At 71.0% G+C, this 26,553-nt stretch carries 28 protein-coding genes and 1 pseudogene; 17 read left to right on the top strand and 12 right to left on the bottom strand.

Translation table 11 applies throughout. The features are described from left to right. Positions 1–150: 150 nt before the first annotated feature. The 8 genes from AC0ZLC_RS05105 to AC0ZLC_RS05070 all read left to right on the top strand — a co-directional run bounded on the left by AC0ZLC_RS05105 (position 151) and on the right by AC0ZLC_RS05070 (position 7,611). Positions 151–1,869 (top strand): FAD-dependent oxidoreductase, encoded by a 1,719-nt coding sequence (locus AC0ZLC_RS05105; RefSeq protein WP_476750645.1) that lies wholly within the window; start codon positions 151–153, stop codon positions 1,867–1,869. A gap of 434 nt (positions 1,870–2,303) precedes the next feature. Beyond that, positions 2,304–3,461 carry a SchA/CurD-like domain-containing protein gene (locus tag AC0ZLC_RS05100; protein ID WP_476750644.1) on the top strand — a complete coding sequence of 386 codons (1,158 nt, stop codon included), beginning with the start codon at positions 2,304–2,306 and terminating at the stop codon, positions 3,459–3,461. Positions 3,462–3,532: 71 nt separating this feature from the next. Continuing rightward, positions 3,533–3,976 carry a cupin domain-containing protein gene (locus tag AC0ZLC_RS05095; protein ID WP_476750643.1) on the top strand — a complete coding sequence of 148 codons (444 nt, stop codon included), beginning with the start codon at positions 3,533–3,535 and terminating at the stop codon, positions 3,974–3,976. Then, entirely contained in the window at positions 3,973–5,241 is a 1,269-nt protein-coding gene (locus AC0ZLC_RS05090; RefSeq protein ID WP_476750642.1) for a beta-ketoacyl-[acyl-carrier-protein] synthase family protein, read from the top strand. The genes AC0ZLC_RS05095 and AC0ZLC_RS05090 overlap by 4 nt, the downstream gene beginning before the upstream one ends. Then, the gene (locus AC0ZLC_RS05085) at positions 5,238–6,488 is read left to right on the top strand and encodes a beta-ketoacyl synthase N-terminal-like domain-containing protein (RefSeq protein ID WP_476750641.1); all 1,251 of its coding nucleotides are present in this window, start codon (positions 5,238–5,240) and stop codon (positions 6,486–6,488) included. The genes AC0ZLC_RS05090 and AC0ZLC_RS05085 overlap by 4 nt, the downstream gene beginning before the upstream one ends. 35 nt (positions 6,489–6,523) lie before the next feature. After that, positions 6,524–6,778, top strand: a complete 255-nt coding sequence (locus tag AC0ZLC_RS05080) for an acyl carrier protein (protein WP_476750640.1) — start codon at positions 6,524–6,526, stop codon at positions 6,776–6,778. A gap of 1 nt (position 6,779) precedes the next feature. Continuing rightward, complete coding sequence (locus tag AC0ZLC_RS05075; protein WP_476750639.1) at positions 6,780–7,259, top strand: SRPBCC family protein; 480 nt, start codon at positions 6,780–6,782, stop codon at positions 7,257–7,259. Positions 7,260–7,278: 19 nt separating this feature from the next. Next, entirely contained in the window at positions 7,279–7,611 is a 333-nt protein-coding gene (locus AC0ZLC_RS05070; RefSeq protein ID WP_358853351.1) for a TcmI family type II polyketide cyclase, read from the top strand. A 109-nt stretch (positions 7,612–7,720) separates the two neighbouring features. Here AC0ZLC_RS05070 and AC0ZLC_RS05065 read toward each other — a convergent pair whose 3' ends face one another. The 3 genes from AC0ZLC_RS05065 to AC0ZLC_RS05055 form a co-directional block, all read right to left on the bottom strand. Continuing rightward, positions 7,721–8,749, bottom strand: coding sequence for a methyltransferase (locus AC0ZLC_RS05065; RefSeq protein WP_476750638.1), 1,029 nt, complete (start codon positions 8,747–8,749; stop codon positions 7,721–7,723). A 94-nt stretch (positions 8,750–8,843) separates the two neighbouring features. Further along, complete coding sequence (locus AC0ZLC_RS05060; protein ID WP_476750637.1) at positions 8,844–9,947, bottom strand: right-handed parallel beta-helix repeat-containing protein; 1,104 nt, start codon at positions 9,945–9,947, stop codon at positions 8,844–8,846. 112 nt (positions 9,948–10,059) lie between these two features. Then, positions 10,060–11,442, bottom strand: a complete 1,383-nt coding sequence (locus AC0ZLC_RS05055; protein WP_476750636.1) for an FAD-dependent oxidoreductase — start codon at positions 11,440–11,442, stop codon at positions 10,060–10,062. A gap of 179 nt (positions 11,443–11,621) precedes the next feature. Between AC0ZLC_RS05055 and AC0ZLC_RS05050 the strand changes: the two genes are divergently transcribed. The 3 genes from AC0ZLC_RS05050 to AC0ZLC_RS05040 all read left to right on the top strand — a co-directional run bounded on the left by AC0ZLC_RS05050 (position 11,622) and on the right by AC0ZLC_RS05040 (position 12,926). Then, positions 11,622–11,987: an ArsR/SmtB family transcription factor gene (locus tag AC0ZLC_RS05050; RefSeq protein WP_476750635.1), complete on the top strand. Its 366-nt coding sequence runs from the start codon at positions 11,622–11,624 to the stop codon at positions 11,985–11,987. Positions 11,988–12,058: 71 nt separating this feature from the next. Further along, a complete protein-coding gene (locus AC0ZLC_RS05045; RefSeq protein WP_476750634.1) occupies positions 12,059–12,481 on the top strand; it encodes an arsenate reductase ArsC in 423 nt (140 codons plus the stop codon). A 28-nt stretch (positions 12,482–12,509) separates the two neighbouring features. Continuing rightward, positions 12,510–12,926 (top strand): hypothetical protein, encoded by a 417-nt coding sequence (locus AC0ZLC_RS05040; RefSeq protein ID WP_476750633.1) that lies wholly within the window; start codon positions 12,510–12,512, stop codon positions 12,924–12,926. A gap of 52 nt (positions 12,927–12,978) precedes the next feature. On the opposite strand, the pseudogene AC0ZLC_RS05035 reads toward AC0ZLC_RS05040, so the two are convergent. Both AC0ZLC_RS05035 and AC0ZLC_RS05030 read right to left on the bottom strand, forming a co-directional pair. Continuing rightward, positions 12,979–13,125, bottom strand: a pseudogene (locus tag AC0ZLC_RS05035) (fasciclin domain-containing protein); the annotation flags it as partial. A gap of 378 nt (positions 13,126–13,503) precedes the next feature. After that, positions 13,504–14,340, bottom strand: coding sequence for an alpha/beta fold hydrolase (locus AC0ZLC_RS05030; protein ID WP_476750632.1), 837 nt, complete (start codon positions 14,338–14,340; stop codon positions 13,504–13,506). Positions 14,341–14,418: 78 nt separating this feature from the next. On the opposite strand from AC0ZLC_RS05030, the gene AC0ZLC_RS05025 reads away from it, so the two are divergent. After that, positions 14,419–15,024 carry a sigma-70 family RNA polymerase sigma factor gene (locus tag AC0ZLC_RS05025; protein ID WP_476750631.1) on the top strand — a complete coding sequence of 202 codons (606 nt, stop codon included), beginning with the start codon at positions 14,419–14,421 and terminating at the stop codon, positions 15,022–15,024. A 283-nt stretch (positions 15,025–15,307) separates the two neighbouring features. Beyond that, complete coding sequence (locus tag AC0ZLC_RS05020; protein ID WP_358852507.1) at positions 15,308–15,478, top strand: DUF5670 family protein; 171 nt, start codon at positions 15,308–15,310, stop codon at positions 15,476–15,478. 111 nt (positions 15,479–15,589) lie between these two features. Here the strand turns inward: AC0ZLC_RS05020 and AC0ZLC_RS05015 are convergent, their stop codons facing one another. Beyond that, positions 15,590–16,495, bottom strand: a complete 906-nt coding sequence (locus AC0ZLC_RS05015) for a LysR family transcriptional regulator (protein ID WP_476750630.1) — start codon at positions 16,493–16,495, stop codon at positions 15,590–15,592. Positions 16,496–16,622: 127 nt separating this feature from the next. On the opposite strand from AC0ZLC_RS05015, the gene AC0ZLC_RS05010 reads away from it, so the two are divergent. Continuing rightward, the gene (locus AC0ZLC_RS05010; protein ID WP_476750629.1) at positions 16,623–17,432 is read left to right on the top strand and encodes an inositol monophosphatase family protein; all 810 of its coding nucleotides are present in this window, start codon (positions 16,623–16,625) and stop codon (positions 17,430–17,432) included. A gap of 332 nt (positions 17,433–17,764) precedes the next feature. On the opposite strand, the gene AC0ZLC_RS05005 is transcribed toward AC0ZLC_RS05010, so the two are convergent. Genes AC0ZLC_RS05005 through AC0ZLC_RS04990 form a run of 4 tightly spaced genes read right to left on the bottom strand, consistent with a single transcriptional unit; the run spans position 17,765 to position 21,318 of the window. Further along, complete coding sequence (locus tag AC0ZLC_RS05005) at positions 17,765–18,073, bottom strand: hypothetical protein (protein WP_476750628.1); 309 nt, start codon at positions 18,071–18,073, stop codon at positions 17,765–17,767. 55 nt (positions 18,074–18,128) lie between these two features. Further along, complete coding sequence (gene thpR / locus AC0ZLC_RS05000; RefSeq protein ID WP_476750627.1) at positions 18,129–18,737, bottom strand: RNA 2',3'-cyclic phosphodiesterase; 609 nt, start codon at positions 18,735–18,737, stop codon at positions 18,129–18,131. Continuing rightward, positions 18,734–18,880, bottom strand: coding sequence for a hypothetical protein (locus AC0ZLC_RS04995; RefSeq protein ID WP_476750626.1), 147 nt, complete (start codon positions 18,878–18,880; stop codon positions 18,734–18,736). Before AC0ZLC_RS04995 ends, thpR begins: the two co-directional genes overlap by 4 nt. Before the next feature lie 35 nt (positions 18,881–18,915). Beyond that, positions 18,916–21,318 carry an Orn/Lys/Arg family decarboxylase gene (locus AC0ZLC_RS04990; RefSeq protein WP_476750625.1) on the bottom strand — a complete coding sequence of 801 codons (2,403 nt, stop codon included), beginning with the start codon at positions 21,316–21,318 and terminating at the stop codon, positions 18,916–18,918. Positions 21,319–21,625: 307 nt separating this feature from the next. Here AC0ZLC_RS04990 and AC0ZLC_RS04985 point away from each other — a divergent pair, with 307 nt between their 5' ends. Then, the gene (locus tag AC0ZLC_RS04985) at positions 21,626–22,063 is read left to right on the top strand and encodes an ATP-binding protein (RefSeq protein WP_476750624.1); all 438 of its coding nucleotides are present in this window, start codon (positions 21,626–21,628) and stop codon (positions 22,061–22,063) included. A 72-nt stretch (positions 22,064–22,135) separates the two neighbouring features. Here the strand turns inward: AC0ZLC_RS04985 and AC0ZLC_RS04980 are convergent, their stop codons facing one another. After that, entirely contained in the window at positions 22,136–22,360 is a 225-nt protein-coding gene (locus AC0ZLC_RS04980) for a hypothetical protein (RefSeq protein WP_476750623.1), read from the bottom strand. A 364-nt stretch (positions 22,361–22,724) separates the two neighbouring features. Here AC0ZLC_RS04980 and AC0ZLC_RS04975 point away from each other — a divergent pair, with 364 nt between their 5' ends. Next, positions 22,725–23,438: a GAF and ANTAR domain-containing protein gene (locus AC0ZLC_RS04975; RefSeq protein ID WP_476750622.1), complete on the top strand. Its 714-nt coding sequence runs from the start codon at positions 22,725–22,727 to the stop codon at positions 23,436–23,438. A gap of 106 nt (positions 23,439–23,544) precedes the next feature. Here the strand turns inward: AC0ZLC_RS04975 and AC0ZLC_RS04970 are convergent, their stop codons facing one another. Beyond that, entirely contained in the window at positions 23,545–25,260 is a 1,716-nt protein-coding gene (locus tag AC0ZLC_RS04970; RefSeq protein ID WP_476750621.1) for a PP2C family protein-serine/threonine phosphatase, read from the bottom strand. Between the two features lie 669 nt (positions 25,261–25,929). On the opposite strand from AC0ZLC_RS04970, the gene AC0ZLC_RS04965 reads away from it, so the two are divergent. Then, positions 25,930–26,553, top strand: a complete 624-nt coding sequence (locus AC0ZLC_RS04965; protein WP_476750620.1) for an NAD(P)-dependent oxidoreductase — start codon at positions 25,930–25,932, stop codon at positions 26,551–26,553.

Genomic DNA, 26,553 nt, shown 5'->3' with positions numbered 1-26,553 from the left:
CCCACCGCGGAGCGACTCCCCTTCGCGGTCCTCGAGGTCTGGCACTGAACCGCCCGCCTGTCTTCCCGGCAGCCACCGGCGCTGGACGGTCCCCGGCGCCGCGAAGCAGGCGGGTGAAGCCTGCGCCGCCGTCACCTCCATGGGGCATGCATGAGGATCTCCGCCGTATCCGGCCGGGTCGGCGGCATCGACGTGCTGGAGGCGAGAGTGCTCAACGAACAAGCCGAACAAACGGACCCCCGCACCATCCGCGTCCCGGTCCTCATCGTGGGCGGCTCTCTGGTCGGCCTGGCGACCTCGTTGTTCCTGGGACGGCTGGGAGTACCACACGTGCTGGTGGAGCGCCACGCGGGCACTTCGCGCCACCCGCGAGGCCGCGGCAACAACGTCCGCACGATGGAACTGTTCCGGGTGGCGGGCGTGGAGAAGGCGATCAAGGAGGCGGCCGCCACCCTGGCCGACAACCACGGCATCCTCCAGACGCCCACCCTGGTCGGTGACGCGGGCGAGTGGCTCTTCCGGGACATCGACCCGGGCGGCGGACTGGCCCGCTTCAGCCCCAGCGCCTGGTGCCTGTGCAGCCAGAACGACCTCGAGCCGGTCCTGCTCGACCACGCCCGCAGGCACGGAGGCGATCTGCGCTTCGCCACCGAGCTGATGTCGTTCGACGAGGGCCCCACCGGTGTCACCGCGGTGGTCAAGAGCCGTGAGACGGGTGAACACACCACCATCCGCGCGGACTATCTCGTCGCCGCGGACGGCCCGCGCAGTCCCGTGCGTGAGCAGCTCGGTATCACCCAGAGCGGACCCGGGGACCTGTTCCACAACGTCAGCCTGACCTTCCGCTCCCGCCGGCTCGCGGACGTCGTGGGTGACCGTCACTTCATCGTCTGCTACCTGACCCGCCCGGACGCCGACGGCGCCCTGCTGCCGGTGGACAACCGCGAGCACTGGGTCTTCCACGCCCCCTGGCACCCCGAACACGGGGAGACCCTGGAGGACTTCACCGACGAGCGGTGCGTCGAGCACATCCGCCGGGCGGTCGGGGTCGCCGACCTCGACGTGGAGATCACCGGCAAGGCGCCCTGGCACGCCGCTCAGCGGGTCGCCCGCAGCTACCGGGCGGGACGTGTGTTCCTGGCCGGTGACTCGGCTCACGAGATGTCCCCGACCGGGGCCTTCGGATCCAACACCGGCATCCAGGACGCGCACAACCTCGCCTGGAAGCTGGCCGCGGTGCTCGACGGCTGGGCGGGCGAGCAGCTGCTGGACACCTACGACGCCGAGCGCCGTCCCGTGGCCGAGGCCACCAGCGCGCGGGCCGCCGCCCGATCGGCCGAACACAGCCATCCCGGATTCGCCCCGCCGCCCGGAGCGGGCGGCGGCGGTCCTCAGCGAGGCATCCTCAACGTGGCCCTCGGCTACCGCTATCCGCAGGGCGCAGTCGTCGACGCCGATCCCACGGTCCCGGTGGTGCCCGAGAGCCTGGACCTGACCGGCGGACCCGGCAGCAGGGCACCTCACCTGTGGGTGCGCCGCGGGGACGAACGGATCTCGACGCTCGACCTCTACGAGCGGTCCCTCGTGCTGCTCAGTGACGCCGTGGAGCCGAACGAATGGCACGAGGCCGCCCTCCGCCTCGCCGACCGGCTGGCCCTCCCGCTCACGTCGTACCGGGTGGGCACCGGAGCCCGGGCCGACCTGGTGCCCGAGGACGCCGCCGACTGGGCCCAGCGCCACGGCACGGTGTCCGGGGGCGCCGTACTCGTCCGGCCCGACGGGTTCGTCGTATGGCGGTCGCAGGGCCCGGAGGCGGATGCCGAGGCGGTGCTGCGCCGGGTCCTGAGGACGGGGCTGGCAGTCGTCTGAACCCCCGCGGGTTCCACTCGTCCGTCCGCCCGCGCGGTGTTGAGACCGCGGGTTCCACTCGTCCGTCCGCACGCCCGCGCGGTGTTGGGACCGCGGGCGACTGCGGGCAGATCGCCTACGGCCTCGTGGCCGTCCGCGAACGGTGCGATCACCGGAACGGTCGCTTTGACGCCGCTGTGGCGTCAAAGCGACCGGTGGGATGCCGGCGCAGACGCGGGCGTCGCCTGGGCGCGGGCCCGCGCCCGGAGGCTGAGGACCATGCGGATGTCCTGGTCGTCCTCACTCATCCGGGTCGACCGCCACCCGCCCAGTCACTCACCTACTTCATCCAAGTCGCGCGATGCCCGGGGACGGGCACAGGATCGAGGAACGCTGACGTCGCCTCACCGCGGCCAACGTTCACTTTCCCCCTCCGCGAAGGAGATGTGCGCAGGATGACCACCACGTCCGAACGTGTTGCAGGTTCGCGGGCGCGACAGGCGTCGCACCATGTGTCTCAGTCCGTGTTCGACGGTTCCCCGCTTCGCGTCGTCCTCCTGGTCGACGTCCACGACGGGGCCCAGCAGGAGTTCCTCGAGGCCTACGAACAGCTGTGCAACCAGGTCGCGTCCGTCCCCGGGCATGTCAACGACCAGCTGTGCCAGTCGATCGAGAACCCCTCGCAGTGGCTCATCACCAGCGAGTGGGAGAGCGCCCCGCCGTTCCTCGCCTGGGTCAACAGCGAGGAGCACGTACGGATGGTCGAGCCGCTGCACAGCTGCGTGCGCGACACCCGGTCACTGCGCTTCCACGTCGTCCGCGAGACCGGTGGCCCGGCGACAGGCGCCGACCGGACGCAGCGCCGGCTCCAGACGGCACCCAGGATCGGCGACGGCGTGATCCGGCACGCGCTCACGTTCACGGTCAAGCCGGGCAGCGAGGAGATCGTCGCCAAGATCCTCGCCGACTACGCCTCGCCCGAGCCGCGGGTCGACGACACCACCCGGCTGTGCCGCACCTCGCTGTTCATGCACGGCAACCGGGTGGTGCGGGCCGTCGAGGTGCGGGGCGACCTGCTGGCCGCGCTGCGCCACGTCGCCAGGCAGCCCGAGGTGCGTGCGGTCGAGGAGGCCATCAACCCCCATCTGGAGCAGGACCGGGACCTCAACGACCCCGAGTCCGCCCGGGTCTTCTTCACCAGGGCCGCACTGCCGGCCGTCCACCACGTGACGGCGGAACGGCAGAACGCGCAGGCCGAGCGGTACGCCCTGTACTACCCGGCCCGGCCGGACCGCGGCATGAAGCTGGCCGAACTCCTGGCCCGTCAGGACGAGGCGGCCGCGGACGACGCGCGCAGCCCGGTCCTGCGCAGCACGATCTTCCAGCGCGACGACGTCGTCGTACGGCTGATCGACCTGCGCGGCGGACTCGAGACCGCCGACCCCGCCCAGGTCCTGGGTCTGTCCGACCCGGGGCAGGTCGCCGAGCTGACGACGCTCGTGGACGACGCCGCGGAGGCGAACGCGTCCGCGCCGAAGGACGGCAGTCTCGCGCGCTTCCTCGAACTGGCGCGCATGGATCTCGTCACCGACCGCCGGTCGCCCGACGCCTGATTCGTCATCGCGTGGGAGGGGCGGTGCCCCGCCCCTCCCACACCGGTGCAGTACATCATCGGAGGAACGTCGTGATCACTTCTCGTCACAGAATCATCGATCTCAACGAGACCGAGCCCAACACCCGGCGTGGCGGCGACCTGCGCGCCATGCTCACTCCGACCGCGGTGGGCGCCACCAGTGGTTTCATGGGCGTGGCCCTCATCCAGCCCGGCGACCGGATCGGTGAGCACTACCACCCGTACTCCGAGGAGTTCGTGTACGTGGTGTGCGGGCAGCTGGAGGTGGACCTGGACGGTGAGCCGCACCCGCTCCGGGCCGAGCAGGGGCTGCTCATCCCCCTCAACGTGCGTCACCGCTTCCGCAACGTCGGCAAGGTGGAGGCCCGGATGGTCTTCCACCTGGGTCCGCTGGCCCCCAGCCCGCCGCTGGGCCACGTCGACACCGAGGAGACCGACGCCGAGTCCGCGGTGGTCGGTGCCGAGGCGGCCGAGCGACGCCAGGTCCGGTCATGACGAGACGAGTGGCCGTCACCGGCATAGGCGTCGTCGCTCCCGGTGGTACGGGCGTACCGGCGTTCTGGGACCTCCTGACGGCCGGGCGCACGGCGACACGGGCCATCACGTTCTTCGACCCGGCCGGTCTGCGTTCCCGGATCGCCGCCGAGTGCGACTTCGACCCCGCGGCCCACGGTCTGGACGTGCGGGACGTGGAACGGGGCGACCGCTACATCCAGTTCGCCCTGGTCGCGGGGGACGAAGCGGTACGGGACTCCGGTCTCGACCTCGGCGCCGAGAACCCCTGGCGTGTCGGTGTCTCGCTCGGCACCGCGGTCGGCGGCACCACCCGGCTCGAGAAGGACTACGTCCTGGTCAGCCACGGGGGGCAGCGCTGGGACGTGGACCACCGGGAGGCGGGCCCGGAGCTGCACCGGGCCTTCTCGCCCAGCACACTCGCCTCCACCGTGGCGGAGCGGTTCGGGGCGCGTGGCCCGGTGCAGACCGTCTCCACGGGCTGCACCTCCGGGCTCGACGCGGTCGGGTACGCCTTCCACACCGTGGCGGAGGGCCGGGCCGACGTCTGCATCGCCGGCGCCTCGGACTCGCCGATCTCCCCGATCACCATGGCGTGCTTCGACGCGATCAAGGCCACCTCCCCGAACAACGACGACCCGGCGCACGCCTCGCGTCCCTTCGACGCCGACCGCGACGGATTCGTCATGGGCGAGGGCGGCGCCGTGCTCGTCCTGGAGGAGCTCGAGCATGCCAGGGCACGCGGCGCCCACGTGTACTGCGAGCTGAGCGGATACGCCACGTTCGGCAACGCCTACCACATGACCGGCCTGACCAGCGACGGTCTTGAGATGGCCCGGGCCATCGAGGACGCCCTCGACCACGCACGTCTCGACCCCACGGAGATCGACTACGTCAACGCGCACGGGTCGGGCACCAAGCAGAACGACCGTCACGAGACCGCCGCGGTGAAACGGGTTCTGGGCCCGCACGCCTACGACACCCCCATGAGTTCCATCAAGTCGATGGTCGGCCACTCGCTGGGCGCCATCGGAGCGATCGAACTCGTCGCCTGTGTGCTGGCCCTCACCCACCAGGTCGTGCCGCCGACCGCGAACTACGAGACACCCGACCCCGAGTGCGACCTGGACTACGTCCCGCGCGTGGCCCGCGAGCGCAAGCTGGCGGGCGTGCTCTCGGTGGGCAGCGGATTCGGCGGCTTCCAGTCCGCGGTGGTCATGAACCGGCCGAGGGAGAAGACACGATGAGCGAACCCCGACCACGGCGCGCGGCCGTCACGGGAATCGGTGTGGTCGCGCCCAACGGAGCCAGCACCGAGACCTTCTGGAAGTCCACCAGAGAGGGCATCAGCGTCCTGGACCGGGTCACCCGGGACGGCTGTGAACATCTGCCGCTGCGGGTGGCGGGCCAGGTGCGCGACTTCGACCCGTCGGCAGCGATCGAGGAGCGCTTCCTCGTCCAGACCGACCGGTTCACGCACTTCGCGATGGCCGCGGCCGACCTCGCGCTGGACGACGCCCAGCTCCACCGGCCCGAGACCGACGGCGCGCCGTTCTCCGTGGGCGTGGTCACCGCGGCCGGTTCCGGCGGCGGTGAGTTCGGACAGCGCGAACTCCAGCAGTTGTGGGGCAAGGGCAGCCGTTACGTCGGCCCGTACCAGTCCATCGCCTGGTTCTATGCCGCCAGCACCGGCCAGATCTCCATCCGCCGTGGCTTCAAGGGTCCCTGCTCCGTCGTCGCCGCCGACGAGGCCGGCGGTCTGGACGCCCTCGCCCACGCGGCACGGGCCGTGCTGCGCGGCACCGACGTGATCGTGGCGGGGGCGACCGAGGCACCGATCGCGCCGTACTCGGTGGTCTGCCAGCTCGGCTATCAGGAACTCAGCACGGTCGAGGAACCGACCCGCGCCTACCGCCCGTTCACGTCCGGGGCCTGCGGTTTCGTGCCGGCGGAGGGCGGCGCGATGATCGTGGTGGAGGCGGAGGGCGCGGCCCGGGCGCGGGGGGCGCGCGTGCGGGCCCACGTGGCCGGACACGCGGCGACCTTCACCGGAGCCTCCCGCTGGGAGGAGTCCAGGGAGGGGCTCGCCCAGGCCGTCCGGGGCGCCCTGGCGGAGGCCGGCTGCGCCCCCGAGGAGATCGACGTCGTCTTCGCCGACGCTCTCGGGGTGCCGGAGGCGGACCGCGCGGAGGCCCTGGCCATCGCCGACGTCCTCGGAGCCCACGGCACCCGGGTGCCCGTCACCGCGCCGAAGACGGGGATCGGCCGGGGCTACTGCGCGGCGCCGCTGATGGACACCGCGGCCGCGGTGCTCTCGATGGAGCACGGCCTGATCCCGCCCACCCCCAATGTCTTCGACATCTGTCACGACCTCGACCTCGTGACCGGCAAGGCGCGTACCGCCGAGGTACGCACCGCGCTGGTACTGAGCCGGGGACTCATGGGGTCGAACTCGGCGCTGGTGCTGCGGCACGGCGCCACCGGCGCCTCGTAGCGAGGCGCCGCGGAGCAGCAGAGGAAGGGAATGGCATGACTGACCGCATCACTGTGGAAGAGCTGGCCGAACTCATGAAGAAGTGCACCGGTGTCACCGTCGCCCCGGAGGAACTGCGCGGCGACGGGGCGGCCTTCGACCGCCTGGGCGTGGACTCGCTCGGGCTGCTGGGCATCGTGGGCGAGCTGGAGAACCGGTACGGCACGCCGATGCCGACCGACGCCGAACGCTCCAAGTCCTCCCGGCAGTTCCTCGACCTCGTCAACAGTGCCCTCATGACAGGAGCGTGAGATGACCGGCCACACACAGAACGAGATCACCATCGCGGCGCCGTTGGACCTGGTCTGGGAGGTGACCAACGACCTGGAGAACTGGCCGCGGCTGTTCAGCGAGTACGCCTCCGTCGAGATCATCTCCCGGGAGGGCCACAAGACGACCTTCCGGCTGACGATGCACCCGGACGAGAACGGCACCGTGTGGAGCTGGGTCTCCGAACGCGAGCCGGACCGCGACGCGCTCACCGTCAAGGCCCGGCGCATCGAGACGGGGCCCTTCGCCCATATGGACATCCACTGGCGGTACGAGGAGGTACCGGCCGGCACGCGGATGGTCTGGACGCAGGACTTCGCGATGAAGCCGCAGGCGCCGGTCGACGACGAGTGGATGACCGACAACATCAACCGGAACTCCAAGGTCCAGCTGGGCCTGATCCGCGACCGCATCGAGAAGATGGCGGCGGAGCGCGGTGCGACCGCCGGTCTGACCGACTGAGCCGGACGGAGAGAAGCCCATGCACCAAGCTCTGATCGTCGCCCGGATGGCCCCGGGGTCGGCACCGGACATCGCCAAGGTGTTCGAGGAGTCCGATCGCGGGGAGCTGCCGCGACTCGTCGGCGTGACCCGGCGCAGCCTCTTCCAGTTCGGCGATGTGTACATGCACCTGATCGAGTCCGAGCGTGAGCCCGGGCCCGCCATCGCCAAGATCACCGGACATCCCGAGTTCCGGGACGTCAGCGAACGGCTGGCCTCGTACGTCAGCGCGTACGACCCGGAGACCTGGCGTTCCCCGAAGGATGCCATGGCGCAGCGCTTCTACCTCTGGGAGCGCGAGCCGTCCGGCTGACCGCCGCCAACCCTCACCGGTCGCCGGGTCCGCGACGCTGCGGACCCGGCGACCGGCGGTCTGCGGGTGCGGAGTCCCGGGATCACCGGGTCCGCCGGATGCGGTCGGATCAGCCGGGGACGTGGCAGTCGAACGCGTGCAGATAGGGGTTGACCGGGCTGATGTCGTCGATGACCAGGCCCGCCTCGGTCAGCCGGTCCACCATGCTCTGGGTGGTGTGCTTCGCTCCGCCGACGTTGAGGAGCAGCAGCAGGTCCATTGCGGTGCTGAACCGCATCGAGGGCGAGTCGTCGACGAGGTTCTCGATGACCACGACCCGCGTCCCCGGGCCGCCGGCCTCGCGGACGTTGCGGAGCGTGCGGGCGGTGCTCTCGTCGTCCCACTCCAGGATGTTCTTGATGACGTAGACGTCGGCCTTCACCGGGACGGCCGTCCGGACGTCGCCGGGCAGCACGCGCGCACGGTCCGCCAGGTCGCCGCCCGCACGCAGTCTCGGCACCGCGTTCTCCACCACGCGGGGGAGGTCGAGCAGCGTCCCCCGCATCGAGGGGTACTTGTCCAGCAGACTCGCCACCACGTGTCCCTGCCCGCCGCCGACGTCGGCCACGGACGCGCTCCCCGTCAGGTCGAGGAACTGTGCGACGTCGCGCGCCGACTGCACGCTTGAGGTCGTCATGGCGCGGTTGAAGACGTCGGCCGACTCGGGGGCGTCCTCGTTGAGGTAGGGGAAGAACTCCTTGCCGTACAGGTCCTCCACCACGTTGCGGCCGGTGCGCACCGCCTCGTCCAGATTCGGCCAGACGTCCCAGGTCCAGGGTTCCGTGCACCACAGGGAGATGGCGCGGAGGCTGTCGGGGTCGTCCTCGCGCAGCAGTCGGGAGACGTCGGTGTGCACGAACGTCCCGTCCGGGCGTTCGGCGAAGACGCCGTAGCAGGACAGGGCCCGCAGGAGTCTTCGCAGCGGGCGGGGTTCGGCCTTCACGGCGGCCGCGATGTCCTCCACGGCCATGGGGTCGTCACCGAGAGCGTCGGCGACGCCCAGCCGGGCGGCCGCGCGGAGGGCGGCGGCACATGCCGCCCCGAATGCGAGTTCCCGCAGCCGCATGGACGGCGGAGGGGCGGACTGAGCGGTTGTCATCGGCCGCCTTCCTTTCTTTTCGGGTCACGTGAAGCACGAGACTCACCGGGCATGCGTGGTGTTCCCGGGTGCACGGAGGGGAGGGCGATGGCGGTCAGCACAGGCCGGCGGGCTTGGACGACCGGCAGGAGTTGTCCTGGAACGTGTTGCCCTTGCCGGGGTCCGTGTTGACCAGGTCTGCCGGGGAGTTGTCCCGTAGCAGGTTGTCGATGATCCGGTTCCGCTCGCTGGTCGCGCCCACGAAGCTCTTGAACACGACGATGCCACCCGACAGCGGGGACTTGCCGGCGTTGTCCTTGATCACGTTGTGGGTGACGAGGTTGTCGTCGGCGCCCGTCAGGACGATGCCGGACCCCTGGAGGGCGTCCAGCCGTGCGGTCTTCGGGCAGGACTTGTTGTTGCGCTCGATGCGGTTGTCGCGCACGGTCACGAAGCCGGTCTTGGGCTTGTTCTCGTCGCCGACGACGAACACCCCCGCGCAGTTGCGGGTGAGGTGGTTGTCCGCGATGGTCAGGTTGCGCAGTCGGCGGACGGTGACGCCGATCCGGTTGCCCTCCAGCCGGTTGTGCTCCACCACCGTTCCCTCGGTGTCCGTGGCGCCCTGCTCGTCCTTCACCGTGTTGGCGAGGAACAGGCCCGCGTCGCCGTTGTCCCGGGCGGTGTTGTCGCGGAACAGTCCATGGGCCGAGTGCTCCGTGGCGATGCCCCACACGCCGTTCTTCACCGCGGTGACGTTCCGCACGGTCAGTCCGTCGGCCTCGTCGGCGTAGATGCCGGTCTTGCCGAAGCCGGTCACCGTCAGGGAAGCGATGGTGACGTAGTCGACGTTGTGGTTCTTGGTGCCCGCGACACAGATGCCGTTCCCGGCCGCGGCGCAGTTGCCGGCGGCTTTCGCGGCGCCCGATCCGGTGCTCGGCTTTGTGGTGGCGGTGCTCGTGCCCTTCTCCGGTTCGAGCACCGTGCCGCGGCCCATGCCGCGCAGGGTGAGCCCGGGCGTGGTCACGTTGACGCTCTCGTGGTGGGTGCCGCGCGCCAGCAGAACGACGTCGCCGGGCCGGGCGGAGTCCACCGCCTTCTGGATCGACTCCCCCGGTTTCACCAGGTGGACTCGGTGGGCGGCAGCCGACGGTGCGGCGCCGAGGGCCGTCCCGAGCAGCGCCGCGGCGCATGCCAGGGGTGCGATATGACATTTCCTCATATCGTGCACGTTATGACGCCGAGGGCGCGAAACCAGTGGTATGGGCCATCCGGCGGCGTGGCCCCGCCGACACCGGCCACATGCCCGGCAGGGGTGGCCGGGCACCGGTGGTTCAGGCTCCGCAGCCACCGGACGACGTCTGCCCGGCGGCGGGGGTGTCGATCTGTACGAACTGCGGGACCGGCGTGCAGCAGCCGCCCTCCGCCGGTGCGGTGGGATCGTCGAAGAGGCCGGCACCGCCGCACACCCCGGTCTCGGGGAGGGTCAGTTCGACACGGTCCGCGGCGGCGAGGTCGCCGGCGATCGCGGCGGCAACCGATCGGACCTGTTCGAAGCCCGTCATCGCCAGAAACGTGGGAGCACGGCCGTAGGACTTCATGCCCACCAGGTAGAGGCCCGCTTCGGGATGAGCGAGCTCGCGGTGGCCGTGCGGGTAGACGGTGCCACAGGAATGCTGGTTCGGGTCGATCAGCGGCGCAAGTTCCACCGGCGCCTGCAGACGCTCGTCGAGGCCCAGGCGGACCTCGGACAGGAAGGACAGGTCGGGGCGCAGACCGGTCAGCACGATGACCTCGTCGACCGGCTCGAGCCGGCGCCCGTCCTCGCTCACCAGGACCAGCCGCCCGTCGGCCGCCCGCTGGAGTGCCTCCGTACGGAAACCGGTCACGGCCTCCGCCTCACCGTGCTCGACGGCCGCCTTCGCCGCCAGGCCCAACGCCCCGCGCGCCGGCAGCTCATCGGCGTCGCCGCCGCCGAAGGTGGAACCGCTGATCCCCCGGCGCAACACCCACACCACCCGCGTGCCCGGCTCATCCCGGGCCAGCGAAGCGAGGCCTGCCAGTGCGGTGAACGCCGACGCGCCCGAACCGATCACGGCAGTGCGCCGGCCCGCGTACCGGGCGCGGACGGCCGGGTCGTCGAGGTCGGGGACGCGATGGGCGAGCCGGTCGGCGGACGCCCTCTCCCCCAGGGCGGGCAGGCCGCTGGCACCGGCCGGGCCGGGCAGGCCCCACGTGCCCGAGGCGTCGATCACGGAGCGGGCGAACACACGTTCCTCACCGCCTCCGTCGCCGGTGACGTGGACGACGAAGGGCTGGGCGTCGCGGTCGGCGTCGACGATGCGGTCACGGCCGGCGCGGGAGACGCCGGTGACCTCCGCGCCGTAACGCACCCGCCCGCCCAGGGCATCGGCCAGCGGCCGCAGGTAGCGCTCCACCCACTCGGCGCCCGTCGGGTATCGGGCCGCGTCCGGCCGCATCCAGCCGGTCGGGGCCAGGAGCTTTTCCGCGGCCGCGTCGGTCACCTCACCCCAGGGGGAGAACAACCGCACATGCCCCCACTCCCGCACCGCGGACCCAGCCACCGGGCCGGACTCCAGGACCAGCGGCTCGATACCCCGCTGGAGGAGGTGCGCGGCTGCGGCCAGGCCGACCGGGCCGGCTCCGATGACGACGACGGGAAGCTGCTGCTCACTCATGACGGCGGGTCTCCTCATAACGCGGGGCGGTACGCGGTTCGTATCGCAGCTGATGGCGGGCGGGACGCGAGGGCTCCGGGCTCAGACCGGTGTCGCGGCTTGCGTCGGGTCCGGCCGGACTTCTTATTTCGACATGTATCGATGTCTCTCGATGTCTGGAGCTTGGCACCGGTATCGATGACTGTCAACATAGACGCATGTCGAATTCTCAGGTGGTGGAGCTTCCGGTCCTGCAACCGGAGCAGGCCCTCCCGTGCTGCCCGCCGATCACCTCGGCCGAGCTGTCGCAGGCGGACGCGGAGAAGATGGCCGCCATGTTCAAAGCACTGTCCGACCCGGTACGGCTGCGCCTCTTCTCCAAGATCGCCTCGCACGAGGGCGGCGAGGCGTGCGTCTGCGACATCGCCGACGTGGGTGTCTCGCAGCCGACCGTCTCGCACCACCTGAAGAAGCTGCGCGAGGCGGGACTGCTCACTTCCCAGCGGCGTGGCACCTGGGTCTACTACCAGGTCGCCCCCTCCGTGGTGGCGGCCATGTCCGCCCTGCTCGCTCCGCGCCCCTGACCTCTCCCCCGACCCGCAGGGCGAGCCCTCCGGCACCCCGGTCAACGACTCACGAAACGAGAAGCTCCTTCATGCCCGACACGTCCGGCAAGCCCTCCGTCCTGTTCGTCTGCGTCCACAACGCCGGACGCTCCCAGATGGCTGCCGCCTGGCTGACCCACCTGGCCGGTGACCGCGTCGACGTCCGCTCCGCCGGCTCCGCCCCCGGCGACCAGGTCAACCCCGCCGCCGTCCAGGCGATGGCCGAGGTCGGCATCGACATCTCCCGGGAGACCCCCAAGATGCTCACCGTCGACACGGTCCGCACATCAGACGTCTGCATCACCATGGGGTGCGGCGATGCCTGCCCCGTCTTCCCCGGCAAGCGATACCTCGACTGGAAACTCGAAGATCCCGCCGGCCAGGGCATCGAAGCCGTGCGGCCCATCCGCGACCGGATCCGCACTCTCGTCGAAGACCTGATCGCGGACATCGCCCCGACGCCCGCTGCCTGAACACCTGAGCCCGAAGGGGGAGAAACGGATGCAGGAGCAGTCCGAGGACACACTTCTGGAAGAGGCGCTGGGCGCACTCGCGGGGCCGGGTCGCAGCGGCGCGAGATTCACGGCCAAGCGTCTGAGGAAAAACGTCGGTGAGGCCTACCTGCTGGTGCCGCTGCCCTTCGCCCTTGCACTCGACCACGTGCGCGGGGCACTGGCCGAGGCCGCCGGCGGGAACGGTCCGTGGCTCGCGGAGTCGGGCCCGGACAGGGCGACGCTGCGCGTCCTGGCCGGCGGCGGATTCGGCGGCCTGAACCCGGTGGTTGTCACGGCCGGCCTGAACGCCGACGGACCGCACGGCACCGGCGTACGCCTCCGGGCCGCCGCCAAGGAAGGTCTGATCAAACAGCGCGCGGGCGAGAAGACAGCCGAGCGGATCGTGCAGTTGCTGAACCGGTAGCGCCCCCGACCCCCTCCCCGTCACCCCCGGTGGCGCCGGAACCGGACGCCGGTCAGCTCTCGGGCATCAGGACGGTGTCAGTGATGTACACGTGAGCATTGGCGGTCTTGACGCTGCCTCGGACGACCTTGGCGGAGTCGTTGACCGTGCAGGACTCGCCGGAGCCCGAGACGGTCGGCTTCGACTTCTCCAGCGTCGAGGGGAGGGACGCGTCGTGGAGGGGGCGGGCGCGGTCAGTCGACGATGACCACCCGCGGGCGCGGTCAGTCGACGATGACCACCACCGGGCGCCATCCACTGGCTCCGTCGGGGATGGTGCGGGTGCGCCATGACGTACCGATGACACCGAGCACGAGCGCCAGCAGCGTCAGGACGCCGACGAATGGAACCGACCCCTCCCCGACACGGGCGGCAACGGATACCGCCTCGCGCGCGGTACCTGGAGCGAGCGCACCGCATGCAGCTCGGAGCGGGCCTGCCTCATGCGCCGCCGTCCGGCCGACGGCAAGGAACCCTCCACGAACCGATGCCTCAGTGAACTGCGTGGACGGAGCCGCGTGCCCCGCGGCGGCGAAACCTACGCCGTCCGCTCCAGGAAGGCCGTCATAACGGCCACGAACTTCCCGGCGTCATCCAGCCAGGGGTAGTGACCCGCGCCCGGCTGCACCACAAGCCGGGCGTCGGGGAACAGGGCCGCGAAGCCGGCCGCCGACCGCGGGGGGCTGTTGACGTCGAACTGTCCGGCGAGCAGCAGGACGGGGGCGGTGCAGGCCGCGAGCGCATCCCGGGTGGCCCGCGGCGTGAAAGCACCCTCGGCCGCGAAGAGGGCGACGCCATCCGCGTTGTCCGGCAGACCCGCCGCGTGATGCGCCTTGGCCGCTGGGTCCCAACGGCCGTAGAAGAAGGGCGCGATGGTTTCGACGTCACCCCCGGCGCCTTCGGTGAGCGCGGTCAGGGCGGCATGCGCGGCTGGGAACCACGGTTCATCGCCGCGCAGTTGTGCCACCTCGCGGCGCATCTGCCCGGTGATCTCCAGGCCGACAGCCCGGGTGCTGGGGCCGACCAGGATGAGCGAGCGCAGCCGACTCGGGTGGCGGGCCGCGTACTGGGTGGCGATGTTCGTACCGGCGCTGTGGCCCAGGAGGTCGATGCGGGCCAGGCCCAGATGCTCGCGCAACGCCTCGATGTCGTCCGTCAGCCGGTCGCAGCGGTAGGAGGAGGGGTCCTCGGGGACCGGGGAGCGGCCGGTGCCGCGCAGGTCCGGAACGATCAGGCGGCGGTGCGCGGACAGGCCGCCGAGGTCACCGAGGTAACGGGAGTCGGCCGGGCCACCCGGGACGCACAGGAGTGCCTCGCCGCTGCCGGCGGTGCGGTAGGCCAGGCGGGTTCCGTCGGGTGTGCAGAAGGTGGGCATGACCGGTGATCCTGCCACTCACAACCCGGTTGTACAACCAGGTTATGGAGCACTCTGGTCAGGGTGTATAACCGGGGTATGACGCCTGGAGAGAGGTCGAGCCCGTTCCCCGCGGCATTGAGCGAGGAGCAGGCCGAGGCGATGCTCGTCGGCATCAACGAGGTGATCAGGGCGGGCGACGAGATGCGCAGGCTGCGGGCCGAACTGATCCCGGTGTTCGTCGGCTTCGGCTGGACCCAGGAGAAGATCGCCCGCCTCACCGGCATGAGCCAGCCGGCGGTCTCCAAGCACCTGGCTCGACACCCGCAGGACGCTGCGGTGCCGGTGCCGCGGCTCACCCTCGACCAGGGCGACGCGGCGTGGCTCCAGGGACGGTTGTGGGCGGTGGCGGAGGAGATCTCCGACGCCCGCCACGCGGATGCCCGCTGCACGCACTGCGTCGAGGCCCTGGCCCGCGGCAAGAAGCGCTTCACGCCCCAGAGCGTCGACGAACTGCGACGGCTGGTCGAGGAGGACCTGCGCGTGAACCGGGGCGAGCTGCCCGGCAGTTACCGCAAGACGTACGACGAGATCAGCCGCGGGCTGGACCTGCCAGCGAGCTGTACCCCCGTCGTCGGAACGGCGTCGGTGCGGCGGGCCCTGGCGCACCGGATCCAACGCGACTGGTTCCGGGGCGAGACCTGACCCGTACAGGGCGGCCAGCGTCCTGCGCGAGGGGCCGCACGCAGAGCGCTTGCGGCCCTGGAGAGCGCCCCGGGCCGGACCGCGCACGCGCGCGGCTGGACGTTGCGACGGCTGCCGCCGGTGACCCGCTTGCCGGCGGAGGACGGTCCCTGTCGGCAGCTGCTGTGACGCGCGGTCGCGTGCAGCGTGTTCGTATGCCCCTGCCGACGGATAAGAAACGCATAAAACTTCCAGGTGTGCGGGTGGTTCGGCGGGGCATACGGCGGAACGGAGGTTGATAACTATGGTTCCCCTGCTTCTCGTTCTTCTGCTCGCCCTGATCCTCTTCGGTGCCGGGTTCGCCCTCAAGGCACTCTGGTGGATCGCCGTGATCGTCCTGGTCATCTGGCTGGTCGGCTTCTTCGCACGCTCCACCGGAGCAAGCGGCAGCCGAGGCCGCTGGTACCGCTGGTAACAGCCGCACACAGCCAACCCACGGGTGGGGGCGCACCGACAACCGGTGCGCCCCCACCCGTTTCCGTGGATCACCCTCACGGCCTTTGTGCACGGTGGAACGGGTGGCCGGCTATGAGGGTGTGAACAGGGCCTGGAGGGTTCGGGTGGCTGTTTCGCGCAGCCAGGCGTGCGCGGGGTCGTTGTCGTGGCGCTGGTGCCAGAGCAGGTGGAGGGGTACTTCGGGCAGGTCGAGCGGCAGCGGCAGCGTGGTCAGGCCGAGCTGGTGGCGGGCGGAGCGGGTGGCCGCGTCGGGGAGGGTGACCACGAGCTCGGTTTCGCGGGCGAGTTGCAGCGCGGTGGCCGTGGTGGGGGCGGAGGCGATGACGCGGCGCTCGTGGCCGAGTGCGGTCAGTGCGTCGTCGATCCGGTCGTGGAGGCGTCCGCGCCGGGAGACGATGAGGTGATCTGCCGCCGCGTACCTCTCGGCGGTCACGGGCTGTTCGGCGAGGGAGTGGCCCGGGCGGACGGTGAGGACGAGCTGGTCGCGGCCGACGAGGCGGTGGCGGATGTCGGGCTGGGACGGCGGGCCGGCACTGGAGGCGAGGTCGACCTCGCCGCGGCGCAGCTCGGGGGTGTCGTCACCGGGCTCGGCGGTCAGCCGCAGCTGCACCCCGGGGGCCTGGCGGTGCACCGCGGCGATCAGGGCGGTCCCGCAGGTGGTGGCGAGGGCATCGTGCCAGCGGACGGTGAACACCCGCTCCAGAGTCGCCAGGTCGAGTTCCGTCTGAGCTGACAGCAGGTGGTGGGCCTGCTGCACCAGGGCGTGGACCTCGGTGCGCATGGCCAGGGCGCGGGTGGTGGGAGTCATGTGGCGTCCGGTGCGGACCAGGATCTGGTCACCAGTGGCTTTGCGGATACGGCCCAACGAGCGACTCATCGCTGGAGAGGTGACGTGGAGGCGGGCCGCGGCACCCTGGACGCTTCCTTCCTCCAGGAGCGCGTCCAGCGCGGTGAGCAGATTCAGATCCAGTTGCATGCCAGTAACTATACGAGTGAAAACCATGCACTTGTTGTTAAGAGCTACGGCTTCTACCTTCGAGATGCGGGGCAGGGACACACCCTCCGGCAACACCCCCGCTTCCACCGAATCCAGGGAGTACGCCATGACCACAGCCGTGCCTTTCGACCTCGACGCCACGCTCCTGCCCGCGGTCACCGCCGTCGTGGAGAACGCCGGGGTCACCCTGCGGGAGCGCTACACGACCCACGCCCGGGGCGTGAGCCTGGCGGAGGTCGTCGGCGAGATCCACGCGAACGACGACGCAGTCCTCGCCGTGATGCGCGAGCCGCTGCTGCGGACGCGGCCGGGGTCGCAATGGGTGGAGGACGAGCTGGCCGGCGGGGCGCTCCCGTCGGGCGAGTGGTGGGTCGTCGACCCCGCCGAGGGCAACGTCAATCACGTCCACGGCATGCCGGAGTGGGCCGTCACCGCCACTCTGGTGCGTGACAACCAGCCGGTCCTCACGGTCGTCCACCTCCCGCTGACCGGCGACACCTACACCGCCACCGCCGGCGGCGGCGCCCACCTCAACGGCCGCGCCCTGACCGTGTCGGCGAAGAACGACCTGGGTGCCGCGCTGATCGGCACCGGCCAGGCGCGGCCCGGCGAGAGCACCGACACCTTCCGCCGCATCGGCGCCTCGGTCACCGCCATGCTCACCGCCGGTCTCGTGGTGCGCGTGTCCGTCCCGGCCACGCTGCAGCTCATACACGTCGCTGCCGGACGCATGGACGCCTTCTGGCAGTTCTCCGACGTCCGCTCCGGCCTCGTCGCCGGCGCCCTGCTGGTCACCGAGGCCGGAGGCACCGTCACCGACCTGGACGGCAAGCCCTGGAACGCGGCCAGCCGCGACTTCCTGGCCGCCGCCCCCCACATCCACGCCACCGCGCTCGACGTCCTCACCTCGATCTGACCCCCGGCCCGAACCACCCCGGCCCTCCCACCCCAGACCGGGCACGGAAGTCCGCACCTCCCCCGCACAGTCCGCAACCGCCTTCCCCAGACACCGCTACGAGCGTAGGGAACACCGCATGACGACCACCGTGCCCTGCGACGTCGCCGAGCTGACCGAGATCATGGCCTACACCGACTTCGCGAGCAGCGCTGCGTCATCCGTTCAAGAGGGCCTGGGCTTCGGCACGTGCACGCCGGCCGCGGCCGGCACCCTGCGATCCGGCAGGACATCTGGTTGCGTCCATCTCGCGCCTTTCCATCCCGAAAGGTCGGCGTGCCCGACGGCGTGGCTCAGTCGAGTGCCGTCAGCCCCTCGCGCCAGCGGGCACGGCGCTCCTGGTCGCTCTGTTCCCACCAGGGCGTACCACGCTCCCCCAGGGCAACCTTGGCCAGGTTCACGCGATCGCGTGCGGCGCGTTCAGCCGCAGGATCCTGGGCACGCCGAGCGGCTGCGACCGCGCGCCGGGCCGCCATGAGGTGGGAACGCAGCCGTGCGGCGACCTCCTCGGGAATGAGGGGGTCCGTCGCCCGCCAGCGTCGTCCGCCCACGATGATGAACCGCCCGTCAGGGGTGCGGTCCGGTCGCGCCTTGGCTGTCACCGGCACGAGTCTGCCAGCGAGCGGCGACGGCGCCGCTCGACGCCGCCGTCCGACGTCAGCCGGTCCTCCCAGCCATCTCGTTGAGCCCGGCGGCGAACGGCCACGCCTCGATGTCGCGGTAGCGGATCGGCCCGTGACTGCGGCTGACGTTGCCGCCGACCAGGTGCAGACGTTCGGCAGACCATGGGCGGCCGACGAATCCGGCAAGCTCTTCGGCGATTTCTCCTGCTGAGGAACGGTCTCCTCGGCGGGCACGGGCCAACGTCAGATGGGGACGCAGAGGGCGATCTTCGAAGGCGAACCCGCAGTTCTGGACGAGGGTACGCACATCGGCCGCGAGCGTGTGCAGTTCGTCGAGGTCTCCGTCGAGTCCGCTCCACAGCACCCGGTCGTCGAACTCCCCGCTGCCGCGTAGCGCAAGGGAGAACGGTTGGCGGTCCGCTGCCAGGGCGGCGAGAGGCGGGCGCAGGAGCGGGACGGCCTCGCCCGACAGCTCCCCGAGGAACGCCAGGGTGATGTGCCAGTCCTGAATGCGGTTCCACCGCATGTGCGGGTACGTGTCATAGGCGGGGCGCAGCTCCCGCGACAGCTCCTCCTTCGCGTCGTCAGGCGGAGCGAGGGCGATGAACACACGAACCGTCGTCGACTTGATCTGATCGTTCACACGGGACTTCGTACCGCATCCTTCGTCGCGGCGGCCACCGCGGGCTGATCCGCGGCGACGAGACGGGCGATCTCCTCGTCCGTGACCGCCGGCAAGGCGACGGCCGGGACCGCGCCCGGAGGGTGCCCTGTCGGCACCGGCATGGGGGTCACCCTCCGGCCCTTCCCCCGCGGTTCCGTCAGGACCGCTCGCGGGCCTCCTCGGGGTGCCTGCGTTGGGCAGGCGTCACAGTGCCGTGTGCCTGGGTGCCGGTGCCGGCTCCGCCCGCGTCGGCTGTCGGTCGCAGACACTCGATGAGGTAGTCGCCCGTGTCGGGGTCGAGCGTCACGCCGTGGGTCTCGCTGCGGAAGCCGGGGAAGCGGCGGTCGAAGGATTCGAGGGCGGCGAGGTAGCGCAGCAGCGGGCCGTCGGGGGCGCCGACGCTCTCGCCGGGCATGAGGACGGGGATGCCGGGCGGCGTGACGGTGATCATGGCGGCGGCCACCTGGCCGGACGCCTCGGTGAGGCGTACGCGGTGGGTGCCGCCACGGATCAGGCTCTGGTAGCACAGCTGCGGCGGGGTGACGGGTTCCGGCAGCTGCTGGAACGCGGTGTCGAGCAGGTCGACGAGGCGGACGGAGCGCAGGTGGTCGTGCATGTCCTGGCACAGCTCGCGCAGAGTCTGTCCCGCGTACCGCCTGGAATGCTCGGCGACCAGTTCGGGCAGGACCCGGTCGAGGGGTGCGTCCTGGTCGTACAGGGCTTTGAAGTCCATCAGCGCGTCGAGGAGAGTGCCCCATTTGCCCTTGGTGATGCCCATGGAGAACAGTACGAGCGTCGTGTAGCTGTCGGTCTTCTCGACGACGATGTGGCGCGTGGCCAGGTAGGCGGTGAGCACGCGCGCGGGGATGCCCCACTCGCCGGTCTCGCCCGTCGCGTCGATGCCCGGGCAGGTCAGGGTGACTTTGATCGGGTCGAGCATGCAGTAACCGTCGGTGAGTCCCGGGAAGCCGTGCCAGGCGGCGTCCGGTTCCAGCTGCCAGCAGGCGGGCTCGGTGCGGAGCAGGTCGGCGGGGGCCTCGTGGAACGGCAGTTGGGTGCCGGTGGCCGGGTCGGTGACCGTGTCGGGCTGCCACACGCCGAAGAACCAGGGCGGCCGGTCGCCGGCTTCCTCGATACGGCGCCGGATGCGGACCATCTCCTGACGGAAGCGGACCGCCTCGGTCACGGCCTCGTCGATCAGCCAGCGGCCCTGCGGCCCGTCCATCATCGCTGTCGCCACGTCCAGTGAGGCGATCATGGGGTAGAGCGGGGAGGTCGTGCCGTGCATCATCAGCGCCTCGTTGAACCGGTCGTGTTCGACGGGTGCTCGGGGGGCGGGCTTGACGTGGACCATGGCACTCTGCGAGAGGGCGGCCAGCAGCTTGTGGGTGGACTGGGTGGAGAAGACCGTCGGCCGGTCGGGGCCCGGGAAGGTGTCCTCGTCCACCGACATGCCGTACCGGCCCGCGTAGAGGGGATGGAAGCGGGCGTAGGCGAACCATGCCTCGTCGAAGTGCAGCCGGGGCGTGCTCGCCGCGAGCGCCTGTGCCGCCGCTGGGGCGTCGTAACAGAGGCCGTCGTACGTCGAGTTGGTGAAGACGGCGTACTGAGGGTGCGGTGAGACGGCGCCCTGGGTCAGGGGGTTGGCGGCGATCCGGGCCGCGACGGCGTCCGCTGCGAGCTCCGCCGGGGGCAGCGGCCCCGCCAGGCCGTAGCCGTTGCGGGTGGGGATCAGGTAGACCGGACGGGCGCCGGAGACGACCAGGCCGTGCAGCACCGACTTGTGGCAGTTGCGGTCCACCAGCGCGATCTCGTCGCGGGTGACGCTGAAGTGACCCACCACGCGGTTGCAGGTGGAGTCTCCGTGCAGCACGAAGTACGTGAGCCCGGCGCCGAAGACCCGGGCGGCGTTGCGCTCCGCCTCACCGATCGGGCCCGTGTGCTCGAACAGCGAGCCGAGCTCCCCCACGGAGATGGACAGGTCGCTGCGCAGCAGCCGCTCGCCGAAGTAGTCGTGGAACGCGCGGCCCGCGGGCGACTTCAGCAGGGCGACGCCGCCGGAGTGGGCCGGGGTGTGCCAGGAGTACTCGTGGGCGCCGTCGAATCGGCGCAGCGCACGGAAGAAGGGCGGCAGGACGGCATCCTGGTAGGTCCGCGCCGCGGTGGTGATCCGGCCCGCGATGAAGCCCGGAGTGTCCTCCAGCGGCCACACGTAGCCGACGACCGCTTCCGAGACCCACAGCGGCAGGTCCCGTACGCCGTCGTCGGACATGACGAGGAAGACCGGCAGGTTCTGGAAGCGCCGTCCGACAGAGCGCAGTACCGCGGCGCCGCCCGGCTCGCCGTCCTGCCCCTGCCCCGGGAGTTCCCAGGCGACCAGTGCCGCGGTGAGCCCCGCCTCCGTGCGCAGGACCGCCTCGGCGTCCGTGACGCCCGCGGCCCATCGCACGTCGAAGCCGTGCTTCTCGATCGCCGCACCGATGCGCACCAGCTGCTCCGCGCCGGCATCTTCATCCTGTGGACGTTCCCGTACCGCGAGCAAAATCCTGCTGTCCGCCATGACACCCCTCTCGGCGGCCGGCGCCGCCTCTGCCTCAGTGTCCGAGCACCGACAGCGTGGAAGTGTGGCCCAACGGTCGAAACCACCCGCACGACGGAACGGGCGGGCCTGCGCTTTACCCGGGAGGAGGCCGGCCAGCCACCACAGGCGGTGCCGATGGCCGCCGGCGCGGTCCGTCGGGTCCGGTCACGCTCGCGGGATGACGATTTCCTCGGGGACCGGCTAGGCAGGACCCACAGAGGTCGGGCATAAAGTCGAAATGTCCGGGAAGTAACTAAAGCTCCAGCTTCCAGAGAAGGGGCACGACGTGGCTGCCGATCGACATGACGCAGATGCCGAGCTGCTGACCGCCATCAGTCTCGAACAGACCTGGTGCCTCGACGGAGCCGCCGCCGATGTCGCCGACGCCCGCGCCGGGGCGGACGGCTTCCTCCGCCAACTGGCCCACATGCACCCGTCCGCCGCACCGGACGCGTACGACGACGCCCTGCTCGTCGTCACCGAACTGGCCTCCAACGCGGTGGCGTTCGCGCCCGGGCCCTTCACCCTGACCCTGCAGGCCCTGATGACCGGGGCCCTGCACATCTCGCTGACCGACACCAACCCCACCGCACCCACGGCACGGCCCGCGGACTTCACGGGTCACGGAGGGATGGGCTGGCATCTCGTCAACACCGTCGCCGACGAAGTCATCGTCGTTGCCGGCAGCGGCGGCAAGACCGTCCATACCATCCTCCCCTGGTAGTCGGGAAGGCGTGCGCCGTCGGGGCCAGCAGCCGTGGCAGGGTAGCTGTCCGAAGCAGTGAGCGGGCGCGGCTCAGGTGGTGGTCTGCCGCCGCAGGTCGCTCGCCACCGCCGAGCCGACAACCGCCATGCAGGACGAGCAGTACTGCTCCTCGCGTGTCTCGCCGTCCGACGGACCGAGCGGGACGGGTGACGCCAGTCGGCGTCCGCACAGGGCGCTGGCGCGCGTTTCCTTGCTGATCACATGCCAGACCAGCCCGCCGAGGCCTGGCATCGCTTCCGCGTGCATCTCGTACATCGGCGTGCCCTCCTGGCATTCCGGTCGGCGGGGCCTCGCACCCCCTGTCGATGAGAACCCGCGAGGACCGGACAGGCGACTTGGCGTAGGCCGACAGGAGGAACAGGACGGGGGACGGCTTCACCCCGGCGCACTCCTTCGACCTGGTACTCAGCGTCGGCGCCGCCCACGCCTTCGGCGGGAAGGCCGGCCGCAGCCCCGTCGGGCGTGACCCAGGCGTGGCCGGGTACTTCGCTCGCATGGCATCTCCTCAGTACCCGGCGGGAACACCACGCCTCGCGCACCACCGGCGCGTCGCAGGTCGCGCAGGCGACGACCGCGCGAGGCGCGTACCTCGGGCGGCGTCACCCGCGCGGAGTGCCGGATGACGGCCAGGGTGATGGAGACGGCACGGCTCGTCGCGAAGGCCGCGGCCGACGCCCGTGCCGAGGAGCTGCCGCGGCAGGTGTGTGCGGCCGTGTCCGAGGGCCTCGGCATGGACGGAGCCACCCTGTCGCTGCTCACCGACACCCCCTCCCGCCAGCTTCTCGCCGCCTCGAACGACACCGCCCTGGTGCTGGAGGAGATCCAGTTCACCGTGCTGGAGGGCCCCTGCATCACATCCGCGCACCGGGGTGAGCCGGTCGCGGTGGACGACCTGCGTCACGAGCTGACGCCCTGGCCGTTGTTCGGGGCAAGCATGCGGGAAAGGCTGCCGCAGGTCGGCGCGGTCTACGCGCTGCCCATCTTCTTCGGCGACTACGTTTTGGGAGCCGTGGACCTGTTGTCGCTTCGGACCCACGCTCTCAGCACAGAGGAACTCGATCAGGCGGAATACGTGGCCGAGGCCGTGTCGGCCGCTCTGATGTCGACCCGCGACATGCTCCTCAGCGGGGACAGTGCTCCGGCCTGGGAGCCGGAACAGGTCGTCCGTGCCCACTGGTTCGACACCGCGCGTGCGGTCGGCGCCCTGGTCGCGCGTCGCGGACTCACCCCTGAGGACGCGCTGGCGCTCATGCGTGCCGAGGCTTTCCGCGCCGGCGGGTCGCTCGCGGACATCACCGCTGACATCCTTCGCGAGCCACCGCAGGCCCCGTAGGCCCCGCACGCCCCCAGCCCGCAGGTACCCCTGACCCGCAGGCCCCCTGATCGGGCCGCCCGGCCGGCTCTCAACGCGCCGCAACAAGGCTCCCCTGAACAAGGTCCTACGGGTGGGGTGTCCGCAGGGCGAGGAGGGCGACGTCGTCGTGGCCGGGCGGGTGGACTCGGTGCAGGAGCAGATCGGTGAAGGACTCCAGGGAACGGTGGGCGAGGGCGGCGGCGTGTTGACGCAGCCGGTCCAGGCCCTCGTCGAGGGTGCGGCCGGGTACTTCGATCAGGCCGTCGGTGTAGAGCACGAGGGTGGATCCGGGCGGCAGCTCGGTCCTGGCGTCCGGCCGGGACTGGCGGACGCCGGTGCCCAGGAGGAGCCCGTGGTCCTCGGTCAGGTAGCGGGCCAGGCCGTCCCGGGTGACCAGCAGGGGCGGGGGGTGGCCCGCGTTGGTCCAGGCCAGTTCCCAGCGGCCGTCCTCCCTCTCGATCACCCGGCCGAAGATCAGGGTGGCCATGGTGACGTCGGTGATGGGCATGATCGCCTCGTCGAGCCGCTCGACGATCCTGCTGGGTGGTTCCTTCTGCGACCACGCGTACGCGCGGAGCATGTTGCGCAGCTGCGCCATCCCCGCCGCTGCCTCGAGGTCGTGCCCGACGACATCCCCGATGACGAGCGCGGTGGCGCGGTCGGACAGGGCGAAGGCGTCGTACCAGTCGCCACCGACCTGTGACGCGTCCGGGGCGGGGAGGTAGCGGACCGTCATCTCCAGTCCGGCCACGCGCGGCATCTGGGGCAACAGGTGATTCTGCATCGTCTCGGCGACCTTGCGCTGCCGCTGGTAGAGACGGGCGTTGTCCAGAGCCAGGCCGGCGCGGCGGGCGATGTCCTCCAGCAGGGAGAGATCGGCGCCGGTGAAGTTCCCCGTCGTCTTGGCCCGGCCGAGCGTGAGGGCTCCCAGGACCTCCCGGGTGCTCCGGATGGGCGCGATGGCGGCGGAGTGGATGCCGGTGGCATCGAACAGCCGCCGCTGTTCCACGGCGATACCGGAGTCCGGGTCGCGCTGGTAGGTCTCGGGGCCCGTCAAGGTCGATGCGGCACCGCGCAGGGCCCGGGACAGCGGCATCAGGGACTCCTCCGGGATCGGCGGCATGGGTCCCTGGAGCTCGTCGTGGTGCACGAGACTGCCGCCGTCGGCCTGGACCACGGCGGTACGCCACACCTCGTCCCGCTCGGTGATCAGGTCGATGACGACCCAGTCCGCGAGCCGGGGCACGACGAGCGCGACCAGTCGGCGCAGCGCTTCGTCGACGTCGAGAGTGGCTGTCAGGCGCGTGGTGGTCTCGGCCAGCAGAGCGAGCCGTTCGAGTTCGCTCAGCGGTTCGGCGGTCCGCTGCGTGTCCGGGCCGGCCGAGGGTGCCTGTTCCGGGGTGTGGAAGACGACGAGCGTGCCGTTCGCGCCGTCGTCCAGGGCGTAGGGGGTGATCAGCCAGGAGATGTGCAGCAGGGTTCCGTCGGCGCGGGCGAAGTGGTCATCGTGGTGCTGCGCGGGCAGTCCGGCGTGGAGCGAGTGCCGCATGCCGCACCGGGTCGTGGACAGCGGCTGGCCCTGGGGCCCCCGGTGCAGCAGATCGTGCGCGTCGTGGCCGACGAGTTCAGCGGCGGACCGGCCCAGCATGCGTTCGGCGCAGGTGTTCACCGCGAGGATGCGGCCCTGCTCGTCCACGACGTACGCACCGGTCCCGATGGCGTCCAGCGCACCCCGGAGCCGGGCGGACGACGCTGTCCGGGCCCGCCTCTCGTGTCTGTCCGCGCTGTCCGGCTCCGCCATGTGCTGCCTCCTCGGTGGTCGGGCGGCCCCGTCATTGGCCGCCTCTGCGCAACAGAAACCCTCGCGCGTCCGATTCCGTATGCCCCGTCGCGGCGGGGAATGCTCATCCGGCGTCCTGGACGATGTCACCGTGCCCGGGCCCGCTCCGCGATGACGACACGTGAGCGTTCCAGTGTGCGCACGGCCCCGGCGCGGGGGTGACCGGCGTGCAGGAGACGGCTCGTTCCATCGCCGGGGCCGAGACGTAGAGGCGGGGGCGCAGTCCGTCACGCTGCCCTCCTCCAGCAGCGCGTCCAGCGCGGTGAGCGGATCAGAATAAAACTCAGTTGCATGAGGGTAAATCCAGTCGTAACCAGATTGCATTTGAAGTTAATCGCGCCTGCTTCTAACGTCGAAGGCGAGCGGTCGGAAGGCCGAGTTTCCCTTTCTGCGTCAGGAGCTACTCATGAAACGCCTTCTCCGCCTCCAGGGCAGGGGGCTCTCCTCAACGGTCAGCCCCTGCGCCCCTCCCCCGAGCGACCTGCGCTGATCGCACCGCCCGGTCCGGGCCGACCTGCCTCACTCGCCCCGCGGTCCGAATTCCCCGCGGAGGCCAGGTGCTGCCGGCGGCACCGCGCCTCCGCGCCCCGCACCACCCACCCTCCCCCGCTGCCGCCATTGGAGATCCCCGTGAGAATCGCCGTACTCGGAGCCACCGGACAGACCGGCCGCCTGATCATCGCGCACGCACTGGAGCTCGGGCATGACGTCCTGGCCCTGGCCAGGCGACCGGAGCAGATCGAGGCGTCCGCCTCCGGAAACCTGCGTACGGTCCGCGCGGACGTGACCGAACCCGGCAGTGTCACCGCGGCCGTCGACGGCGCCGATGTCGTCGTGAGCGCCCTGGGCATCACCAAGAAGCAAGACCCCGCGATTCTCGTCGAGGGCGCCCGCCAGATCGTGTCGGCCGGGCCCCGCGTCATCTGGCTGACCTCGCTGGGTCTGGGCGCCACCCAAGGGGCGCTCGGCGCGTTCAACGGAGCCCTCCTCAAGCGCGTCCTGCGCCACGAGTGGGACGCCAAGGACGTCGCCGGCCGCACGGTCCGCGACGCGGGCGGGACCACCGTCCACGCCGGGCCACTGACGAATGGGCCCTACCGGGGCAACGGACACCTCATCCGCGCCGGGGAGTTCTCGCCTCGGACGATCCCGCCCAGGGCACCGCGTGCCGGCGTCGCCGCCCTCATGGTCGCGGAGGCGGTAACCCCGCAACTCGCCGACGCGGACACCGTCGCCCTGTTCGAGAACCGCTGA

It is taken from the genome of Streptomyces sp. GLSS-08 (assembly GCF_056387915.1).
This window is presented reverse-complemented; position numbering and strand designations above follow the sequence as displayed.

What these genes read in the sequence shown, in the direction of transcription:
- AC0ZLC_RS05090 (WP_476750642.1), top strand. Translation starts at nt 3,973, where the DNA reads ATGACGAGACGAGTGGCCGTCACCGGCATAGGCGTCGTCGCTCCCGGT.
- AC0ZLC_RS04980 (WP_476750623.1), bottom strand. Translation starts at nt 22,360, where the DNA reads ATGTACGAGATGCACGCGGAAGCGATGCCAGGCCTCGGCGGGCTGGTC.
- AC0ZLC_RS05015 (WP_476750630.1), bottom strand. Translation starts at nt 16,495, where the DNA reads ATGCAACTGGATCTGAATCTGCTCACCGCGCTGGACGCGCTCCTGGAG.
- AC0ZLC_RS04970 (WP_476750621.1), bottom strand. Translation starts at nt 25,260, where the DNA reads ATGGCGGAGCCGGACAGCGCGGACAGACACGAGAGGCGGGCCCGGACA.
- AC0ZLC_RS05020 (WP_358852507.1), top strand. Translation starts at nt 15,308, where the DNA reads ATGGTTCCCCTGCTTCTCGTTCTTCTGCTCGCCCTGATCCTCTTCGGT.
- AC0ZLC_RS04990 (WP_476750625.1), bottom strand. Translation starts at nt 21,318, where the DNA reads ATGGCGGACAGCAGGATTTTGCTCGCGGTACGGGAACGTCCACAGGAT.
- AC0ZLC_RS05055 (WP_476750636.1), bottom strand. Translation starts at nt 11,442, where the DNA reads ATGAGGAGACCCGCCGTCATGAGTGAGCAGCAGCTTCCCGTCGTCGTC.
- AC0ZLC_RS05105 (WP_476750645.1), top strand. Translation starts at nt 151, where the DNA reads ATGAGGATCTCCGCCGTATCCGGCCGGGTCGGCGGCATCGACGTGCTG.
- AC0ZLC_RS05025 (WP_476750631.1), top strand. Translation starts at nt 14,419, where the DNA reads ATGACGCCTGGAGAGAGGTCGAGCCCGTTCCCCGCGGCATTGAGCGAG.
- AC0ZLC_RS05075 (WP_476750639.1), top strand. Translation starts at nt 6,780, where the DNA reads ATGACCGGCCACACACAGAACGAGATCACCATCGCGGCGCCGTTGGAC.
- AC0ZLC_RS05010 (WP_476750629.1), top strand. Translation starts at nt 16,623, where the DNA reads ATGACCACAGCCGTGCCTTTCGACCTCGACGCCACGCTCCTGCCCGCG.
- AC0ZLC_RS05100 (WP_476750644.1), top strand. Translation starts at nt 2,304, where the DNA reads ATGACCACCACGTCCGAACGTGTTGCAGGTTCGCGGGCGCGACAGGCG.
- AC0ZLC_RS05080 (WP_476750640.1), top strand. Translation starts at nt 6,524, where the DNA reads ATGACTGACCGCATCACTGTGGAAGAGCTGGCCGAACTCATGAAGAAG.
- AC0ZLC_RS05070 (WP_358853351.1), top strand. Translation starts at nt 7,279, where the DNA reads ATGCACCAAGCTCTGATCGTCGCCCGGATGGCCCCGGGGTCGGCACCG.
- AC0ZLC_RS05050 (WP_476750635.1), top strand. Translation starts at nt 11,622, where the DNA reads ATGTCGAATTCTCAGGTGGTGGAGCTTCCGGTCCTGCAACCGGAGCAG.
- AC0ZLC_RS04975 (WP_476750622.1), top strand. Translation starts at nt 22,725, where the DNA reads ATGACGGCCAGGGTGATGGAGACGGCACGGCTCGTCGCGAAGGCCGCG.
- AC0ZLC_RS05040 (WP_476750633.1), top strand. Translation starts at nt 12,510, where the DNA reads ATGCAGGAGCAGTCCGAGGACACACTTCTGGAAGAGGCGCTGGGCGCA.
- AC0ZLC_RS05065 (WP_476750638.1), bottom strand. Translation starts at nt 8,749, where the DNA reads ATGACAACCGCTCAGTCCGCCCCTCCGCCGTCCATGCGGCTGCGGGAA.
- AC0ZLC_RS05085 (WP_476750641.1), top strand. Translation starts at nt 5,238, where the DNA reads ATGAGCGAACCCCGACCACGGCGCGCGGCCGTCACGGGAATCGGTGTG.
- AC0ZLC_RS04995 (WP_476750626.1), bottom strand. Translation starts at nt 18,880, where the DNA reads ATGCCGGTGCCGACAGGGCACCCTCCGGGCGCGGTCCCGGCCGTCGCC.
- AC0ZLC_RS05030 (WP_476750632.1), bottom strand. Translation starts at nt 14,340, where the DNA reads ATGCCCACCTTCTGCACACCCGACGGAACCCGCCTGGCCTACCGCACC.
- AC0ZLC_RS05060 (WP_476750637.1), bottom strand. Translation starts at nt 9,947, where the DNA reads ATGAGGAAATGTCATATCGCACCCCTGGCATGCGCCGCGGCGCTGCTC.
- AC0ZLC_RS05045 (WP_476750634.1), top strand. Translation starts at nt 12,059, where the DNA reads ATGCCCGACACGTCCGGCAAGCCCTCCGTCCTGTTCGTCTGCGTCCAC.